We start from the raw sequence: 19,820 nt of genomic DNA, 5'->3' as shown, positions 1-19,820 counted from the left end.
GTTCAGACAATTTAGGAGCCGTTACGAAAAAACCTCTACTTGCTCAACTTTTCGTTACGGCACCTTATGCCGGTCCCGACATGCCAATTATTTTACCTCTTGAACAACGGCTCAGCCCATGAGACCGGCGATCAGCGACTTGGTCAGAGAAACCGCTCTCGGATGCCGCATGATCATCAGTTCGCCGCCCGCCATCAACATACAGGAAGCGGTGATGGCCTCCATGAGAATGCCCCGGGTTTCCTGGTCGCCGATCATCTCGTCAGTAGGCAACCGACATTCCTTGGCCTTCCAGACCTCGCGGCCCAGGTTGCAGATAAAGGGCACCTGCAGCTTCTCGTCTTTCTGGGTAAGGGCGGCAAGGCGAATCCGCTCCATGACGGAGTAGGTGTATTCGATGCCGTAGCCAAGAGCGCCGATGGAAGGATCGATCAAGACAGAATCCAGGGAGACCCCGAGATTCTCCAATAAGATGTTGAGCTGCTTGGCCAGATTCACGTCAATGGGCGAAGCAGCAACCATGGGGTACTGGAAGGCCATGGCGGTTGCGCCGATGGCCCGGTAGTTGCTGTCGGAAAGCGGGGCCAGACACACCTTCTTGTCGCCGATGAGGGAGGTGATCTCCCGCAGGGTTTCCGTATCCTTTTCGCCGTTGCCGCAACCCCAGACAATAACCGGCACCTCGATATTTTTCACCACCTCGGCCGCGGCTTTGGCTGCCTCACCCGCAGGCCGGTTCAGGCCGTTGGGGTCGGTGCTGACCATGGAGAGACAGATGGCGTCCGCGCCATACTCCTTGACACATTTCTGCGCCCAGGCCAGGGGATTGTCCAGAACATCCTGATAATGACGGGCCAGGGAGTCGGGCCATTCCTCGGGCTTAACATCAAGGACGTCAAAGGCGATCTTGGGGCTGTTGCCCATGGTTCCTTCGAAGAGATGGAACGACAGGGTGTTGGAACCGCCCACCTTGATGCCGCTCGCCCCGTCGCCCAGAGCCGTCTCGCGGATGGCGCCGGTGTAAGCTTGCTTGTAGGAGGCTTCCGGAACCTTGGCGGCCCGTTCGCTCAAAGGCGTTTTTTCGCAGGCAAGCTCAGCCGCGCCGACTGCGGCGGCCGGGGCTGAGCTTGCCTTCTTCGGTGCAGGCGCGGCAGCTTTCTTGGGCTCTTCCGCAGCCTTAACCGGGGCGACTTTCTTGGCAGCTTCCGCAGCGGCAGCCTCGGCAGCCTTTTTCGCCGCCTCCGCCTTTTTGGCCTCTGCCGCCGCCTGCTCCGTGGCTGCTTTCTTTGCAACTTCAGCCTTCTTGGCCTCTTCCATCGCCGCAGCTTCGGCGGCTTTCTTGGCTGCGCTCTCGTCCTTCACCGGCGCAGGAGCAGCCGGGACAACCGGAGCCGGTGCCGGGGAAACAGGAACGGCGAGCAACGGCTCGCGCTTGAGAATAGCCTCGGCTCCGGCAAATTTCACCAGGGCATCAAATTGATCGTCCGACAAGCCGTAGGCCTTTTTCAGCGCATCCAGACCGAGACGTACCGAGTCAAGCGCCATTTGCCGTTCTTTTTCGTTCATCGCATCCTCTCCTGCTTCTTCTATTTCAATCCTTGCCTGACCAACCACCCCGGCACCGCTGGTGCCGGCCGTGGCTGATGCACGGTACTGGGCGGCTTCCGCCTTGGCCGCGGCGATAATTTTTTCTGCCTCAACCTTGGCTGCCGCCAGGACAGCATCACCTTCCTCACCCCCGGCCACTGTGGTCCGAATCTCGATGGCCGAAACCGGCGCCGCAAGGGCAACCGGCTCGTCGGCAAAGACCGGACGGGTGGCGAGCCCTGCCCGGCTGACGATCTCCGGCACAGCGCTTTCCCATTCAATGGCCATGATATGGACGCCGGCCACCCCTTCGATCTCCCGGACCTGGCGGATGATATCAACGCAGATGTTGATGCCCTCGTCTTCCTTGTCCTTGGCGCCCTGCATCCGTTTGATCACCTCATCGGTGACATCCATGCCCGGCACGGAACTCTTCATGTAGCGGGCCATGCCCACGGATTTGGGCGGGGTTACCCCGGCCAGGATGTGGACCTTTTTGTGGAGGCCGAGATCGCGGACCGCCTGCATGAATCTGGCAAAGCGCTCCACATTGTAGATGATCTGGGTCTGGACAAAATCCGCGCCATTAGCGACCTTTTTTGCCAGCCGGGCAGCCCGGAACTGCTCGGACGGCCCGGCAAACGGGTTGGCCGCAGCACCGAGGAAAAGCCTGGGCTCGTGCGACTTGATCGGTTCGCCGCACTGGAATTTCTTCTCATCCCGCATGGTCTTCACCATCCCCAGAAGCTGGATGGAGTCCATGTCAAAGACGCCCTTGGAGCCGGGATGGTTGCCGAACTTCTGATGGTCGCCCGTTAGGCAGAGCAGGTTCTTGAGCCCCAAGGCGGCAGCGCCCAGGATATCGCTCTGCATCCCGATCCGGTTGCGGTCGCGGCAGGTCATCTGGATGACCGGCTCCACCCCCTCGGCCAGGGTCAACAGACCGGCGCTGATGCTGGACATGCGGACGATGGCGGTCTGGCAGTCGGTGATGTTGACCGCGTCAACACTCCCTTTGAGCAGCCGGGCTTTTTCCCGCACCAATTCGGCATTGCCGTTCTTGGGCGGTCCCAGCTCGCCGGTGACTGCGAACTCTCCTGATGTTAAAATCCGTTCTAAACGGCTTCCCGATTTCATCGGTTATGATCCTTATCCTTAATTCTTGCTTATAAAAAAGATCAAGAGACGACGCTCGGGCCATGGCAGCCAACGTCCGTCAGACCGCCGCCGCCAAGGTCACGCCGCATGTCCATGTCGAAAAGAACACGCTCTTTCTTCTTGTTGATCCCCAGGGCATCGCGCTTTTCCTCGATCTTCTCGATCATGATCCGGGCGATCTCCAGGGGTTCCGAGGCGATATTCCAATGGGCGCCCACCTGGGCCATCAGCCCTTCGGTGAGATACTTGTTGAAATTCTTAGCCCCGGAAACGGGCAGATTCTGGAAGACAACCTGGGCGCCGCTGGCCACGAAATACTGGCCGATGGCCACGGCCTTTTCGCTCATCCACAGGGGAGCGGTGCCGATGGCGGGCAGATCGGAAATATCGTCGCCCAAGCCGCCCTGTCGCACCATCTCGGTGGCGGCGATGAGGATTCGGGAGTTATCCACGCAGGAGCCCATGTGCAGAACCGGCGGCATACCCACGGTCTCGCAAACCTCCCGCAAGGAATCCCCGCAGAAACGGGCCGCCTCGGGATTGAGCAGGCCGATCTTGCCGAGCGAGGTGGCGGCGCAGCCCGTGGCCAGGACGAGTATGTTGTTTTTCAACAACTCCCTGACGATGGTTTCATGGGTGTCGTCCGCCAGCTTAAAATTGTCGCAGCCGACAATGGCGGCAACGCCACGGATGCGGCCGTTGATGATGTTGTCGTTGAGCGGCCGGTAGCTGGCGCGGAAACGGCCGCCCAGCATGGTATTGATGGTTTCGTGGCTGAAACCCACCACCACGTCCATCTTGGTTTCCTTGGGGATAAAACACTTGCCGCGTTTCTTGAAGTTCTTGATGGCGTGGGTCAGGATCTTCTTGGCAGACTCGAGCGCCTCGTGCTCTTCAAACTGGATATGAATGCCGCCGGGCATCTTGGCCCGGTAGTTGGTGGTGATGATGTCGGTGTGGAAATTCTTGGCCACCTCGGCCACGGATTGCATGACGCACTGGACATCCACCACCATCGCCTCCACGGCGCCGGTGGCGATGACCATCTCCTGCTGCACAAAACCTCCGGCCACCGGAATTCCGCGGCGCATGAGAATCTCGTTGCCGGTGCAGCAGACGCCGGCCAGGTTGATGCCCTTGGCCCCCTGCTTCTTGGCCAGTTCCAGCATCTCCGGATCCTGGGCCGCGATGCACAAGGCCTCGGCCAGCAAGGGCTCATGCCCGTGCACGGTGATATTGACCTGATCGGTCTTGAGCACCCCGAGATCAACGATGGCGCGGCGGGGTACCGGCGTGCCGAACATGATATCGGTCAATTCGGTGGACAGCATGGAGGCGCCCCAGCCATCGGACAAAGCGGTGCGGGAGGCCTGGAGCATGATATTTTCGTATTCCTGGTCAACGCCCATGTGGGTGCGGTGCATCATCTCCACCACCTCCCGGTCGATGCCGCGGGGCGCGATGCCAAGCTTGTTCCACAGGGCCTGGCGTTTAGGGGTAGCCCGTTTCAGCATGGAAAGCGGCGCATCATCCTGCTTGCCGAATTCGGCCAGGGCTTTTTCGCCAAGCTCAATGGCGATATCCTTGATCTCACGGTCTTCGGTGACGATACCAAAAACCTCGGCCAGCTTTTTCAGCTTGGGCACATCCTTGATCTGATGCGGCCCCTCTCCCTTGGCTGCGCTAATAAAACCTTTCACCATCTCCCGGGCATGATCGGTGTGCGCGGCAGAACCGGCGGCCACGGTACGGGCGAAATTCCTGGCTGCCACGGTGTCGGCGGTGGCGCCGCAGATGCCGAGCATGTCTTCCACTCCGTCGATGATCTGGCAAGGCCCCATATTGCAGTTGCGGCAACAGGTTCCGCCGGAGCCGAAAAGACAGGCCGACATCCCCCGCGCTTTAACGCGGTCATAGCCGGTTTTGACGTTCTTGGCTATATCCTGGGAGAGAATCTGTTGCGTGGAGACGCAGGTAAGATCCGCGCATCCCTCACATCCATTTCGTTTGATCGCCATCGTATGTCCTCAGCATCTTGGGTTCGCTATGTAACAGAAAAGCAAATGCCCTCTGATTACTTTTTATGCCTGCGGCAGCCGCTTAGTTCAGACCCGCGGCCTGCCGGGCCGCCTGTACGGTATTTTTCATGAGCATGGTGATGGTCATGGGTCCGACCCCACCCGGAACAGGGGTAATATACGAGGCTTTTTCCTTTACCGCATCAAAATCCACGTCGCCGGCGAGAATAGCCTTGCCTTCTGCGGTCTTGCCGATCCGGTTCACCCCGACATCGATTACCACCACCCCGTCTTTCACCATGTCGGCGGTTATCATTTTCGGTACGCCGACCGCGGCGATGATGATATCAGCCCGCTTGCAGTGGGCGGCCATGTCCTTGGTCCGGGTGTGGCACAGGGTGACCGTGGCGTTGCCGCCTTTGCGCTTCTGGAGCATCAGGTTGGCGATGGGCTTGCCGACAATGTTACTGCGGCCGATGACCACCACTTCGGCGCCGCTGGTCTCCACGCCGCTGCGGGTAAGCAATTCGAGGATGCCGTGGGGCGTGCAGGGCAGAAAGCACTCCTCGCCCACCACCATCTTGCCCACATTCACCGGATGAAACCCATCCACGTCCTTGGCCGGATCAATGGCATACAGCACATTGGTCTCATTGATATGCTTGGGCAGGGGCAGTTGCACGAGAATGCCGTGGATCTTCTTGTCCTTGTTACATTTTTCGACAATGGCCAGCAGATCCTGCTCACTGGTGTCGGCGGGCAGGGTTATCTGTTCGGAATGAATGCCAAGCGCATGGGCAGTCTTGTTCTTGGCGCTGACGTAAGACTGAGAGGCCGGGTCTTCTCCCACCAGGATCGTGACGAGACCGGGAACGACATCATGCTTTTCTTTAAGTTCCGCGACCTCGATCTTCAACTCTTCTCGAATGGCTTTTGCAACTTCCGTCCCGCTGATAATCTTGGCACTCATTCATCTTCTCCTTATATAAAAAATTATAGATATCTCTATCAATGCGCGAATCGCCAGAAAAAGACCTGCCGCCTCATCTCCCAGGTGAAAATCACCTCGGATGATGGCCCCGGCAAGGCAAAAATGGGGATCAGAGCTCACAAAACTACCCAATTTAACACGACATTTCAATAGGTAGATATACTTGCAAAAAGCCCTGTACTATACATTTTCCGGAGGAAAATAGAAGAAAAAAACGGGGGAGGACGAAATAATCGTAAGGCAGGCAAGGAGAAAGGGAGCTATCGCTGTATCATTCCGGTTTTTTTGCCCGATCGTTTGCCAGTTTGACAATGATATTGTTCGCCTGGCTCAAGCGGTTGACCACGGTTTTAAAAAGGTGGTTGGCCACCTCGGGATATTTCTGAATAACCTCCTGGAGCTTGTCGCCGGGAAAACGTTTTACCTTGGACCGGCCCTTGGAGGTGATGGAAGCGGAACGGGGCTCGCCGGAAATGGCGCTCATCTCGCCGAAATACTCGCCCGGTTCGGTGATCTCGGCGATCTTTTTGCCATCCTTGACCACGGATACGGCACCGATGACCAGCTTAAAGAAATCACTGTCGTTGTTGTTCTGCCGGATGATGAAATCCCCATCCTCGTACTCCTCGATATCCGGATGGACCAGATAGGCGGGGAGACTCTCTTCGGTAATAACGGTTCGCCGCAGGATCTCTTCGATGCTGGTGACACCTTCAATAACCTTTTTCACCCCGGCCCGCCGCAGGGGGGTCATCCCTTCCTGCACGGCAATCTTGCGGAGCTGATCTTCCGGCACTTCCGCGCTGATCGCCTTGGCCACCTCATCGGTGATCTCCATCAGCTCAAAAAGGCCGACCCGACCCTTATAGCCGCCGCCGTTGCATTTCTGGCACCCCTTGGGACCATAGATAACGAAATCTTTCTCGAAATCCTTCTCGGTAAAACCCAGGGCAATAAGCTCTTCCTTGGGCGGCTGAGGCTGCTCTTCCTTGCAATGGACGCAGAGCTTTCTGGCCAGCCGCTGGGAAAGGACCATGGTGACGGCCGAGGCCAGCATGAAGGGCGGAATGCCGATATCCACCAAACGACCGATGGTGGCGGGACAGTCATTGGTGTGGAGCGTACTTAAAACTAGATGGCCGGTCATCGCCGCCTTGATGGCAATCTCCGCGGTTTCCATATCCCGGATCTCGCCGACCATGATGATGTCGGGGTCCTGCCGGAGAAAGGCCTTGAGCGCCGCGGGAAAGGTCATCCCCACTTCTTTTTTGACATTGACCTGATTGATCCCCTTGAAGTTAAACTCCACCGGATCTTCGGCGGTGAGGATCTTGGTGTCTTCGCTGTTGAGCGAATTGAGCACCGAGTAGAGGGTTACCGTCTTACCGCTGCCCGTGGGGCCGGTAACGAGCAGCAGACCCTGGGGCCGTTCGATACAGCGTTGAAGGGTGGCAAAGGTTTCCTTCTCAAAACCGAGCTTGGTGAGATCGACATTCAGGCTGCCCTTGTCGAGGATACGCAGAACAATACTCTCCCCAAACAGGGTGGGCAGGGTGGAAACCCGGAAGTCAACGGCCCGGGTACGTCCCAACTTGATCCGGATACGACCGTCCTGGGGCACCCGACGCTCGGTGATGTCGAGCTGGGACATGATTTTTATCCGGGAATTCAGGGCATTCTTGATCGAGAGGGGCAGATTCATGGACTTGTACAGGGAGCCATCCATGCGGTAGCGCACCTGGAGCGTTTTTTCGTAGGGTTCGATATGGATATCGCTCACCCCATCGTTGACCGCCTTGAGCAGGATGCCGTTCACCAGCTTGATGATGGGGGCGTCCGAGGCGGAATACTGATCACCGCCCGACTCATCTTCCAGGGAGGCGATCTCCATGCCATCGGCCGCCTCGGAGGCCAGGGTGCCGAAGTCGTCGATCTGGGTAACAGATTCCTCGTCTTTATCTTCCGCGCCCACCGAGGTGAAAAAAGATTGATGCTCATCATCGCTGATCTTGTAATAGGTCTTGTAGGCATCAACGATGTCTTTTTCCGTGGCGACACAGACGGTCAGCGGCATCTTAACCGCAGCCTGCAAGCTCTCCACCGCCCCGGTATCCGTGGGCTCGGCCATGGCGACCTGGAGGGATTTACCGATCTGCCGCAGAGGAAAAGCCAGATATTTCTTGGCAATCTCGTAGGGGAGAAGCGCCAGAGCCTCGGGCTTGGGCGGTTCCCTGCTGATCACCACGGATTGGTAGTTGTGCAGTCGGCTTAAAAAATTGAGGATGGTGGATTCTTCAATATGGCCAAGGCGCAAGAGGATGCTGCTCAGTCGGCCACCGGATTTTTTCTGGGCGGCCAGGGCGTCATCGAGCTGGTAGCTGCTGATCTGCCCGGCCTTGCGCAGCAGTTCGCCGATCTTGATCTTTCCGGCCCCGGATTGATCTTTTACCGTGGAACGCAAATTTGATTTATTGTCTGCTACGGCCATGGATGCGAGGCTACCCCTGAAAGGTTGTTATCTGCGGAAAAAACTATCTACTAATCAATACTATATCCGGTTGCCCACTGACAAGCATATCTGTTCTTCGCCAACAAAAAAGCAGCCGGGATCGGGACGGAGGGAGCCATGGCGGTTAGGGGTGCCTGGAAACGATTACGGTTTTTCCGCCTGCACTGCAAAAAAAACACCGGCCAAAAGACGAGCGTCCCTTGACCGGTGCCGGATGAAAAGATGAAAAGATGAGCAAACGATTACTAGAACAGCCCTGAAACCTTCCCAGTTTCCGTGTCGACATCAATACGGCGGAAGGCCGGATTCGAGCTGGTGCCGGGCATCAGGCTGATCGTTCCCGCACACGGGCAGAGGAACTTGGCGCCGGAATAGATCAGGATGTCCCGAACCGGCAGACGCCATCCCTTGGGCACACCTTTCAAGGTCGGATCATGGCTCAGGCTCAGGTGGCTCTTGACCATCATGGTGGCATAATCGGCATACTGGGGATCTTTCTCCAGCATCTCAGCCTTGGCATTAGCCTCGGGTGACCAATCAACACCATCACCGCCATACACTTCCTTGGTGATCATCTCAACCCGGTCGCGCAGTTTCATCTCCAGAGGATAGAGAAATTTGAAATCATTCTCTTCGTTACAGGCATCGATAACCGTATCGGCGAACTCGAGTGCACCGTCACCGCCCAGTTCCCAATGCTTGGATTCGGCGCAACGGGCACCGGCAGCCTCGGCAATCCGGCGAACAACCCTACACTCTTCGTCGGTGTCGGAATAGAAGCGATTGATGCAGACCACCGGGTTGATGCCGGCTTTGCGGATGACGTTGATCAGATGAACCATGTTCTCGCAACCCTTCTCGACCAGCCCGACGTTCTCCTTGGTATAGGCGTCATCAAGGGGCTTGCCCGGAACAACCTTCGGGCCGCCGCCGTGCATCTTCAGGGCGCGGATCGTGGCGGTGAGAACGGAGACATGAGGCTTGAGGCCGGAGTAGCGGCACTTCACGTTCCAGAATTTCTCAAAACCGATATCGGCGGCAAAGCCGGACTCGGTGATGTTGTAATCAAAGAGTTTCAGGGCAACCCGGTCGGCGATGATGGAAGACTGGCCGACGGCGATGTTGGCGAAAGGTCCGGCGTGGACCAGACAGGGGTTGTACTCGGCGGTGCACATCAGGGTCGGGTTGATGGTGTTGCGCATGAAAGCGGCCATGGCGTTGCCGACTTCCAGGTCGCGGCAGGTAACCGGCTTGCCGCTCTTGTCAAAGGCCACGGTGATGTTGTTGATCCGTTCCTTCAAATCCGCCAGGTCGGTGGCGATGGACAGGATGGCCATGAGTTCGGAGCCCACGGCAATGCCGAATTTGGACTGCATGGTGTACCCGTCCGTACGGCCGCCGAGGCCGATGACGATATTCCGCAGCGCCTGGGCGCAGAAGTCGATGATCCAGCCGAATTCCACCCGGGTGGGGTCGATGTCAAGCCGCCGCATGCCGGTCAATCTGGCCAGCTGCTCATCGTTGTAGTTCCGCTCATGCTGCATGCGGGCTGTCATGGCCACCATGCCCAGGTTGTGGGCGTTCATGATGTCGTTAATGTCACCGGTGAGGCCCAGAGAGAACTCGGTCATCGGAATCAACAGGGAGTTGCCGCCACCTGCCGCGGTCCCCTTGACGTTCATGGTCGGGCCGCCGGAAGGTTGACGCAGGGCGCCGCCGACATTCTTGCCGCGCTTGCCCAACCCTTCCATCAAGCCGCAGGAGGTGGTGGACTTCCCTTCGCCCAGAGGCGTCGGGGTAATCGCCGTAACCTCGATGTACTTGCCGTCCGGCTTGTTTTTGAGGCGATTCATAATTTTAAGGAAATCGAGCTTGGCCAACCTGCCCATGGGGAGAATTTCGTCTTTCTCGAGTCCCAATTTGTCTCGCCACTCCTCAGGGGTGGGCATGTTCTTTTCGGCAGCCTCGGAAATCTGCCAATCCGCCATATTCACCGCATCAAAAGCCATCTCTCTCTCCTTCTTCAGTAAGTTGTTCTCGATTTCTCTGTATCAACAAAAACATGGGGCACAGGCTCCAGCCTGCACCCCGGATTTTTCTATCATTTTCTATTCCGTGGCAAAGGAGGCATCCGCAAAAACAGCCGGAAATCGCTCCTGAAAAGCCTTGGCCAGGGGGATCATCACCTCGCGCATGGAAGGCTCGGCATTCTTGGGGGTACGCAGCTTAAAGATGTGCAGCCACTCCAGCAGATTGGCAAAGACGATAATCTCGGTCTTGCAGGAGTTGGGCAGCACGGTGCGGGCGGCCTGGGGCGACGAGGTGGCCAGGAGCTTGAGATAGATCTTCTCCGTGTCCAGCATGGCTTTTTCCCAAAGCTTGTATTCCTTGCTCCCCTCGCTGAAAAACATCGGGGCGATAAAGGTGACCTCGTTGCCGAACTTGTCATCGGCATACCGGCAATAGCGCTGGCTTTCCTGCAAATAGGAACAGGGCCGGTGCCGGACGATCTCATGGGTCACAGCCCGGTTGGTTATAATCCGCACCGCCACATGGCGGTGTTTTGCCAAAAGATCCGCAGAAAGACCATCGACCTCGTCCAGCGATAGCCCGGTGACTACCACCCCGTCCTGGGGGAGCCAGCCGCGTTTCGGCGCCAGATCAAAGAAGAAGAGCGGATACATTTCGGCAAGATAGCCGGCCATCCCCTTGATCAACTTGACCTTGCCGTAATCGCGGGCCAGTTCCCGGAAGGCCCGGATCGTGCCGGTGATGAGCAGTACCTTTTTCTCCAGCCGGTCAAACTGGATGTATTTCGGGATAACGCTCAAAAACTGGGCAACCAGGGACTCGCTGTCGATCTCAACCCGCAGGGTCAGGGCTGCCATCTCCATGACCGAATTATGGCCATGTTTGACAATCCCCTTTATAAAAGGCTCAGCCGAAGCCTCGGTGATCTTGTCCTCGGATTTGTAGCACAGGCGGCCGCACGCCTCGATGCGCACAGCCAGGCTCTGGCGATCCAGTTCTTCCAGTATTTCAAACGAAGCCGGTATAACCTTCATGGTGTTATCCTTATCGAGCTTCTATTAGGAACAGCTGCACTTGCATTGACTGGAGCCGACCTTGCCCTTATGTTCGCTCTTCCAAAACGGCGACATATCGCGGAGCTGGGCAATGACCGGGGGCAACTTCTCCAAGACAAAGTCCACCTCGGCCTCGGTGTTGTACACGCTGAGACTCAAGCGGATCGAACCGTGCGCCGCGGTAAAGGGCACGCCCATGGCCCGCATAACATGCGAAGGCTCCAACGACCCGGAGGTACAGGCAGACCCGGAGGAAGCGCAGATCCCGAAGCGGTCGAGATGGAGCAAAATCGCCTCGCCCTCCACATACTCAAAGCTGATATTGGTCGTATTGGGCAAGCGCAGGGTCTTGTGCCCATTGAGCAGGGAATGGGGGATGGCAGCCAGCAGCCCATCCTCCAGCTTGTCCCGCAACGCCTTCACCCGGGTATTTTCATCCTGCATCTGCTTGGCCGCCATCTCGCAGGCCTTGCCCAAGCCGACGATGGCGGCCACGTTTTCCGTGCCGCCCCGGCGGCCGTGTTCCTGATGCCCGCCGATGATAAAGGGCACAAAAGGCGTACCCTTGCGAACATAGAGAACGCCGATCCCCTTGGGAGCATGTAGTTTATGCCCGGAAAGCGAAAGGAAATCAATCGGTACTTGTGACAGGTCGATGGGAATTTTTCCCACCGCCTGCACCGCGTCGGTGTGAAACAAAATCCCCCGGCTCTTGGCAATCTCGGCCATTTCCTTAATGGGAAAGATGACCCCGGTCTCATTGTTTGCCCACATGGCGCTGACAATGGCGGTTTCGTCGCTGAGGCTCTCTTCGTAGAGCTTGAGATCGAGGGTCCCGTCGCTGTTCACCGGCAACTGGGTGATCCGGTGCTTGTGGCCGGTGAGCTTATCCAGGCTCTCGCAAAGATTTTTCACCGCCGGATGCTCGACCCGGGTGGTGACGATGTGCCGTTTTTCCGGAAAGGATTGCAGGGCGGAGAGGATGGCGGTGGAGTCACTTTCGGTGCCGCAGCTGGTAAAGATCAGCTCGTCGGGCTGGGCGCCCAGAAGCGCGGCGATCTTGCCCCGGGCCTCTTCCACCGCGCGGCCCACCTGGCCGCCAAAGGTGTGCATGCTGGAAGGATTGCCGTACAGGTCGGAATAATACGGGAGCATGACCTCGACCACCTCCGGAGCAACCCGGGTGGTGGCGTTATTGTCCATATAAACCGTATTCATTATTTCCCCTCCTCGACGATCAGGGTATCGAGCACCTGTTCGCGCAGCTTCTTTTCCACATATTCCTTCAGGGTGGTCTGCGATTTCTTGCAGGAAACACAGGCGCCGCGCAGGGAGACGATGACAAAATCGCCATCCACATCGATCAGTTCGATATCGCCGCCATCCTTGCGCAGGGCGGGCCGGACCTCCCGTTCGAGCACCTCTTCGATCCGCTTGATCTTCTGGAGGGTGGTAAGCCGGCCTGGCCGTTGGTCAAGGATCAGCGGCTTCGCCTCATGCCGGACCTCCCGCAGGATCTCTTCCAGGCGGGGGATGCATTTGCCGCAGCCGCCGCCGGCCTTGGTGAAGTTGGTGATTTCCTCCACGGTCTGGAGCTTGTTTTCCTCGATAGCCCGCTTCACCTCAAGGTCGGTGACCCCGAAGCATTCGCAGACCACCTCCCCTTCCGCCATGGGCAGGGGAATGCCGCGATAGTAGGCAATGGCGGCTTCCAGAGCCTCACGGCCCATGACCGAACAGTGCATCTTCTCCTTGGGCAGGCCGCCCAAATACTCGGCAATGTCCTGGTTGGTAATCTTCTCCGCCTCCTCAAGGGGAATCCCCTTGATCATCTCGGTAAGCGCCGAAGAGGAAGCAATGGCGCTGGCACAGCCAAAGGTCTTGAACTTGGCGTCGGCAATCTTGCCGGTCTCGTCCAGCTTAAAATAGAGGGTCAGGGCATCGCCGCAGGCAAGGGAACCGACCTCGCCGATCCCGTCCGCATTCTCGATCTCGCCCACATTCCGGGGATTCATGAAATGATCCCGAACCTTGTCCGTATATTCCCACATAGCATTTTCTCCCGGCAATCAAAGCAAAAGAGGCGGATCGTGCGGCGGACAAACATCCCGCACGCACACGCCATTCCAGTTCATCGTTCTTCAAACTCCCCCTCCCTCGACGGGAGGGGGTTGGGGGGTGGGTGAACCTGCCAACAGCCTCACAACCTGCACCTTCCCCCTCACCCTATCCCTCTCCCGCAAGGGGAGAGGGGACTTTCCGGCACTCTGCAATTTTCCAACCGGACAATACTGGCCCGTTACAGAACTCAGCAATTTAGTTTTTCAAGGTCCAAAAAGCAACAATAATCCGTGGGCTTCTGCCCTGCCCCTTCCCCCGCTACCCTTTTGCCGCATTCTTCTCCCCCTGCCCTGCCGATTCTGCACCCTCGCCGCCATGCAGATGCGCCCAGATCTGCGCAGCCAGGGCCGGACCAATGCCCGCCACCGCCCCAAGTTCTTCCACGTTGGCCTTAGCGATGCGCTGCATGCTGCCAAGCTCCCGCAGCAGCAACTCCTTCCGCGCCTTGCCCACCCCGGGAATCTGCTCCAAGGCAGAGGTCAGGCTCTTTTTCCCCCGCAATCGCCGGTGAAGGGTTATGCCGTACCGGTGCGCCTCGTCCCTGATCCGCATGAGATAGAGGAGCACCGGGGAATGCCGGTCCAGGATGATCGGATTCTTCCGCCCTGGCCGGTACAGTTTCTCCCCCTCCTCAGCCTTCTCCTTGGCAATACCGGCCAGCTCAACCGTGCCGGGGATGCCGAGATCAGCCAAGGCCTGCATGGCCACGCCGAGCTGGCCCTTGCCGCCGTCAACCAGGAGAAAATCGGGCATATCCCCTTCCGCCAGCCCCTTGGCAAAACGCCGCCCCAACACCTCGGCCATCATGGCGTAATCATCCGGCCCAGGCACGGTATGGATTCCATAATGGCGGTAACGACTCTTGGCCATCTCTCCACCGACAAAGCAAACCAGGGAACCCACCGCCTGCTTGCCACCCAGGTTGGAGATATCCAGACACTCGATCCGCTCCGGCAGCCTCGCCAGGCCGAGGGATTTTTGCAGCCCCCCGGCCAGAGCCTGCCAGGAGGTCTGCCGGGTTTTTCTCGCCACCAAAACCTGTTGGGCATTTGCCTCGGCCATCTCCAGCAGCCGCACCCTGTCCCCCCGCTGCGGGCAGGCAATGGCCACCGAGCCGCCCCGTTGTTCGCTCAGCCATTCCGCAAGGAGCGGATCATCGGTGCCTGCAAAGGGCAGCAGAATCTCCTGGGGAAGATACCGTCCCTCCTCGCTGTAAAACCGGGAGAGGACCTCGGTCAGCACCTCGGGGTCCGTGCCCACCGGATCGGCGAGAAAGAAGGCCTGCTGGCCGGTGATCACCCCCTTGCGGATAAAGAGCAGGGCCACGGCCACGGAAGCCTCCTGGCGGGCAAAGCCCAGCACATCCTGATCCCTGCCGTGCGCCGCGACCACCTGCTGTTTTTCCAGGGTCTTGTTCAGGGAGTTGATCCGGTCCCGCAGCTGAGCCGCCTCTTCAAAGCGCAGCTCCGTGGCGGCCAGCGCCATCTTCCGGGACAGCTCCTTGACCAGTTGCTGATTCTTTCCCTCCAACACCAGCAGGATATTATTGACCAACTCCCGGTACTCCTCACGGCTGACCTTGTCCGCACAGGGGGCAAGGCAACGGCCCATCTGGTGATTCAGGCAGGGGCGGGACTTAGGTTTGAGGCTCTTTTCCTTGCAGCGGCGCAGGGGGAAGAGCGAATTGAGATAACGGATGGTTTCCCACATAGCCGAGGGAGAGGAAAACGGGCCGAAATACCGGGCCCCGTCCTTGACCCGCCGCCGGGTCATCACCAGCCTGGGCCATTCCTCTTGCACCGTTACCTTGAGGAGCGGATAACTCTTGTCGTCGCGAAGAATAACATTGTACTTGGGCCGGTGCTGCTTGATCAGCGCGGATTCCAGGATCAGTGCATCCTTTTCCGTATTGGTGACAATGGTCTCGATCCCGCGCACCTGGGAGAGCAGCATCGCGGTTTTGCCGTGCTGGGCCTGATCGATGCGGGCGTAGGAGGATAGCCGCTTCCGCAGTTCCCTGGCCTTGCCGACATAGAGCACCTCGCCAGCCCGGCTCTTCATCAGATAGACGCCGGGCTTCAAGGGAACGGTTGGGAGAAATTCTTTGAAATCAAATGGGGGCATGATCACCGTCATCCGGCGCGGTTATTGACAAACTCGTATTAGTCGTCACACGGGTGAAAACCGGTGTCCAGTCTTTCCGCACTATTCAAAAACGCTGGATTCCGGCCTTCGCCGGAATGACGAAATGTTGTGATATGACTACCCCTCCCGGATATTTTTGTCAAACACGCAGACCTCTTTCTGGGGATCATCTCTGTTTCTGCTCGGCCTAACATAAAATACTTTGACAAGCGCAGGCTATTTCTTTACACCTTTTGCATGCTTCATTCTGGAGTTGGGAGGATTCCCAATTCCACCACACATCGGACAAGCAAAAAATATGATTTTTCAAGACCTGACCCCGATGACTTCTTTTCTGCATCATTGCTCACTTGGTTGTAGGAGTTAACAAAAAATGATCGATTCGAAAACCCAGAAGAAGATCCTTGCCGAATATGATGGCGAGATTGCCATTTATAAAGATCTTGCAGCTACGAGCGCTTCGCTCCTTGAAAATATTTCTCTAAACTATGGTGTGCAACTACATTCCATCACACACCGGCGTAAGAGTCGCTCAAGCTTAGCTGCTAAGATATCCAAGCCAGATAAAGAATATGATAGGTTGGGTGACATCACAGATCTCGCTGCAGTTCGCATTACTACCTATTTTGCCGATGATGTTGATAAGGTTGCAGAAATTGTTGAACGCGAGTTCTCCGTCGATCCTGACAATTCTATTGATAAAAGGAAATTCCTGGATCCCGACCGTTTCGGTTATCAGTCGCTTCATTACGTTGTCACATTCATTGCAGACCGCTGCAAACTCTCGGAGTATTCACGTTTCAACTATCGTAAAGTCGAAATACAGATTCGTTCAATTCTTCAACATGCTTGGGCAGAAATCGAGCATGATTTAGGATATAAGTCAGCTGTAGGGATACCCAAGGATATACGGCGACGTTTTTCTCGTATTGCAGGACTATTAGAGCTTGCTGACAATGAATTTTCGGCAATACGACACGAACTTGATTCATATGCGAGGACGGTGCCCTCAGAAATTCAAAACGAACCAGAGAACGTCGGTATTGATAAAATTTCTCTGAGTTCACTTCTGCAATCTGAAGGATCATCAATTCGTAAGGCATCTCTATCAGTTGCAAACGCTGCTGGCGCTGTCCTAAAAAAAGCAGCTGGGGACGAGCACATCGATACCTATATCACCAATATTGGCTTATTAGGCATCACAACTATTGCAGAACTTGAACACGCTGCAACTACGCACTTAGACAGGATCGAAAAATTTGCAAAGTACTGGCTCGAAGAAAAGCAATATGACACTATGTATGAAGGTGTCGGCCTGCTCTATCTGGCTTATGTTTTACTTGCAGAACAAGGAGATGTCTCACGTATTGTAGGGTTTGCAGAGGGTCTAAGGCTAAGCGGAAACCATAAAAAAACAGCGAACCGCATAATCGAGGCCTACCAGAAGTCTGCTCCCACAGGATAACACGAGAATATTCTATAGGTTACTGTATTTAGCATAGGAAGAGACTATTGAAGTCAGGTCTTGAAAAGTTAGTTTCCCCGTTTTAAGAAAACTTCTCCCGCAAACAAAAAATCCCCCGACACCTTACGGCACTTGGGGCTTTTCATAATCAGAAACAACGCAATACGACTTATTCCTTCTCGTCCTCGCGCAAACCTTTGACAATAACCGCCCCTGTCGGCTCACCCCCTCTTTCCGTCATCCAGCACCTCCCTGACCAACCGAGCCAGCTCATTACCTTGCAGCGGTTTGTGGGCGTATCTCTTTATGCCGAGCTCCATTGCTTTTTCCTCACTCAGAATGGCGCTGTAACCGGTACAGAGGATGATCGGTACATCGGGCCGGATGGCTAGAACCTCCTTGGCCAGCTCGGAGCCGGGCATGGAGGGCATGGACTGGTCGGTGACGATCAGGTCGAAGTCTTCTGGGTTTTCCCGCACCATGGCCAGCGCCTCCACGCTGTTGTTGCTCGTGGTGACCCTATACCCCAGTCGCCCCAGCCACTGGTTCACCATTTCGGTGATGGCCGGCTCATCATCCACCACCAGAATGCGCTCTGTCCCCGGCGGACAGGAACTTCCCTCTTCTTCCACTTTTTCCGCGGCAGGCTGCGCCATGGCGGGAAGAAGGACCTCGAAGGAGGAACCCTTCCCCTCTTGGCTGGTGAGGCGTACCAGCCCGCCATGACTGCGCAGGATGCCGTGCACCACGGCCAATCCCATGCCGGAGCCTTTGCCCACCCCCTTGGTGGTGAAGTAGGGTTCAAAGATTCGACTCTGGAGAGCCGGGCTTATGCCGCAGCCGCTGTCGGCCACGATCAACCGAACATAGCGGCCCTCACCAATTTCAAGCCCGGCGGCCTCTTCTCTCCCCAACTCTACGGAATCAAGGGTGACCGAGAGGGTACCGCCTTGTTCTTCCATGGCATGGAAAGCATTGGTGCAGAGATTGATGATTACCTGATGCAGCTGGCTGGGATCGCCGAGCACCGTACTGTCCCCCACGCTGATCCGCTCTTCGATGACAATGGTGGAGGGAATGGAAGCCCGCACCATATTGAGTGTTTCTTTGAGGAGGGGCGCCATCAAAAACGGTTTTTTTGTCCTTTCTGCTTTACGGCTGAAATCCAGAATCTGCCGGACCAGCTCCTTGGCGCGGGTGCTGGCCTTGATGATCTCGCTAAGCTTGTTTCGTCGCGGGTCTGTTTCGGGGGTTTCATACAAGGTCAGTTCGGCGTAGCCCAGAATGATGGCCAAAATGTTGTTGAAGTCGTGGGCAATACCGCCGGCCAGGGTGCCGATGGCCTCCATTTTCTGAGACTGGCGGAGTTGAGACTCCAGCTTGGTTTTTTCCTCCTCGGCGCGGAGGCGTTCGGTGATGTCGCGGGAAAGGCCGCAGATATAGCTGATGCCATTATAGGTTACACTGCTGATGCTGACCTCCACCGGAAATTCCGTGCCGTCTTTGGCTCGGTGTACTGTCTCAATGGTCCGTGAACCATGTTCCATGAGGTATTGCCAATGTTCCGGCCATTTTTCCGCGGACTCGACAGGATCGATATCGAACACCCGCATGGCAAGCAGCTCCTCACGGGAATAGCCAAGGCGGCGGCAGGCGCCATCGTTGACAAAACGGATGTTACCACTTTCATCCGCCAAGAAAAAGCCCTCGTTGGCGGCATTGATGGCAAACAGCATGAGGTAGAGCTGTTCCTCTATTTTCTTGCGTTCGGTAATGTCGATAACATTCCAGAGTACACCCGACTCACCGCTGGGCAGTTGCATCTTGACTCCGGCAAAGAAGCACCAGAAAACTGTGCCATCCTTGCGGCGCCAAGGGTAATCAGCACTGGCAATAGGGAAGCCGGCCTTGGCCTCCTGAAAGCGGGGGGCCCAATCCTCATAATGCTGCTGATCAACATGCAGAACCCGGGCACTCTGCCCCACCAGCTCTTCTCGGCTGTAGCCGAACAGGTTGCAAAACTGACGGTTGACCTGCAAGATTTGCCGGGTGGCAGAGACGACCAGCATGCCGGAACCGTTCACCTCAAACAGAGTCTGCATGTGGCTGCGCTCGATGGCGAGCTCCGCTTCCGTCTGCTTCTTGTCGCTGATATCAGTCAGGCTCCAGACCACCCCCATGTTGCCATCGGGCAGCACCAGCGCCCCCCCGGAGATGACCCCCCAGAAGGTGCTGCCATCCTTGCGGCGGTACTGGTATTCAATCTGCATCAGCGGGCCGTCGCTGCGGGCATTGTCAAACCACTGCCTGAAATGCTCAAACTGGGTCCGATCAAGATGCATAATCTCGGCACTTTGGCCTACCAGTTCCTCCCGGCTGTAACCGGACATCTCGCACAGTCGCCGATTTACCTCGATAATCCGGCGCTCCGGTGACACAATCAGAATACCGACCGTGGCCCGTTCCAACAGCTCATGCCAGAATTCTATCTGTTTTTGCAGACGGCGGCTTGCCCGACGCAATACCAGCATCATGCCGATCAAGCCAGCAATTACAACGGCACTAACAACAATGAGCACCGGTACTCCGTCAATCATTGCCTTCTCCTGTAATCTGCGCGACAACCGATTGAGATGCGTGAGAGCGAAAGTGGCACTCTTGCAAAACGGGAGTTGCGTCAGGTAAGCATCCCATGCTCCAAAAATAAATGTCAATGCCAAATATAGAGCAGCCCCTACGG

At 56.7% G+C, this 19,820-nt stretch carries 11 protein-coding genes; 1 reads left to right on the top strand and 10 read right to left on the bottom strand.

The features are described 5' to 3' along the window. Positions 1-111 precede the first annotated feature (111 nt). The 9 genes from ACZ46D_RS04250 to uvrC all read right to left on the bottom strand — a co-directional run bounded on the left by ACZ46D_RS04250 (position 112) and on the right by uvrC (position 15,594). Entirely contained in the window at positions 112-2,724 is a 2,613-nt protein-coding gene (locus ACZ46D_RS04250) for an acetyl-CoA decarbonylase/synthase complex subunit delta (RefSeq protein WP_464928792.1), read from the bottom strand. A 41-nt stretch (positions 2,725-2,765) separates the two neighbouring features. Next, a complete protein-coding gene (cooS, locus tag ACZ46D_RS04245) occupies positions 2,766-4,763 on the bottom strand; it encodes an anaerobic carbon-monoxide dehydrogenase catalytic subunit (RefSeq protein ID WP_464928791.1) in 1,998 nt (665 codons plus the stop codon). An 82-nt stretch (positions 4,764-4,845) separates the two neighbouring features. Continuing rightward, positions 4,846-5,733: a bifunctional methylenetetrahydrofolate dehydrogenase/methenyltetrahydrofolate cyclohydrolase FolD gene (gene folD, locus ACZ46D_RS04240; protein WP_464928790.1), complete on the bottom strand. Its 888-nt coding sequence runs from the start codon at positions 5,731-5,733 to the stop codon at positions 4,846-4,848. 292 nt (positions 5,734-6,025) lie between these two features. Further along, positions 6,026-8,242 (bottom strand): type IV-A pilus assembly ATPase PilB, encoded by a 2,217-nt coding sequence (gene pilB / locus ACZ46D_RS04235; RefSeq protein ID WP_464928789.1) that lies wholly within the window; start codon positions 8,240-8,242, stop codon positions 6,026-6,028. Between the two features lie 266 nt (positions 8,243-8,508). Continuing rightward, positions 8,509-10,272: a formate--tetrahydrofolate ligase gene (locus ACZ46D_RS04230; protein ID WP_464928788.1), complete on the bottom strand. Its 1,764-nt coding sequence runs from the start codon at positions 10,270-10,272 to the stop codon at positions 8,509-8,511. Between the two features lie 99 nt (positions 10,273-10,371). Further along, positions 10,372-11,328, bottom strand: a complete 957-nt coding sequence (locus tag ACZ46D_RS04225; RefSeq protein ID WP_464928787.1) for an FAD-dependent thymidylate synthase — start codon at positions 11,326-11,328, stop codon at positions 10,372-10,374. A gap of 24 nt (positions 11,329-11,352) precedes the next feature. Further along, on the bottom strand, positions 11,353-12,567 hold the full coding sequence (gene nifS, locus ACZ46D_RS04220) for a cysteine desulfurase NifS (RefSeq protein ID WP_464928786.1): 1,215 nt from the start codon (positions 12,565-12,567) through the stop codon (positions 11,353-11,355). Next, positions 12,567-13,400: a Fe-S cluster assembly protein NifU gene (gene nifU, locus ACZ46D_RS04215; RefSeq protein WP_464928785.1), complete on the bottom strand. Its 834-nt coding sequence runs from the start codon at positions 13,398-13,400 to the stop codon at positions 12,567-12,569. The genes nifS and nifU overlap by 1 nt, the downstream gene beginning before the upstream one ends. A 328-nt stretch (positions 13,401-13,728) precedes the next feature. Beyond that, on the bottom strand, positions 13,729-15,594 hold the full coding sequence (uvrC, locus tag ACZ46D_RS04210) for an excinuclease ABC subunit UvrC (protein ID WP_464928784.1): 1,866 nt from the start codon (positions 15,592-15,594) through the stop codon (positions 13,729-13,731). Between the two features lie 394 nt (positions 15,595-15,988). Here uvrC and ACZ46D_RS04205 point away from each other — a divergent pair, with 394 nt between their 5' ends. Continuing rightward, positions 15,989-17,080 carry a GTP pyrophosphokinase gene (locus tag ACZ46D_RS04205; RefSeq protein ID WP_464928783.1) on the top strand — a complete coding sequence of 364 codons (1,092 nt, stop codon included), beginning with the start codon at positions 15,989-15,991 and terminating at the stop codon, positions 17,078-17,080. Between the two features lie 221 nt (positions 17,081-17,301). Here the strand turns inward: ACZ46D_RS04205 and ACZ46D_RS04200 are convergent, their stop codons facing one another. After that, the gene (locus tag ACZ46D_RS04200; protein ID WP_464928782.1) at positions 17,302-19,677 is read right to left on the bottom strand and encodes a PAS domain-containing hybrid sensor histidine kinase/response regulator; all 2,376 of its coding nucleotides are present in this window, start codon (positions 19,675-19,677) and stop codon (positions 17,302-17,304) included. Between the last annotated feature and the right edge of the window lie 143 nt (positions 19,678-19,820).

The sequence above is a fragment of the Thiovibrio sp. Mzg5 genome (assembly GCF_055379285.1).
Note: the sequence above shows the minus strand (reverse complement) of the source record. Positions and strands in the feature narration are given on the sequence as shown.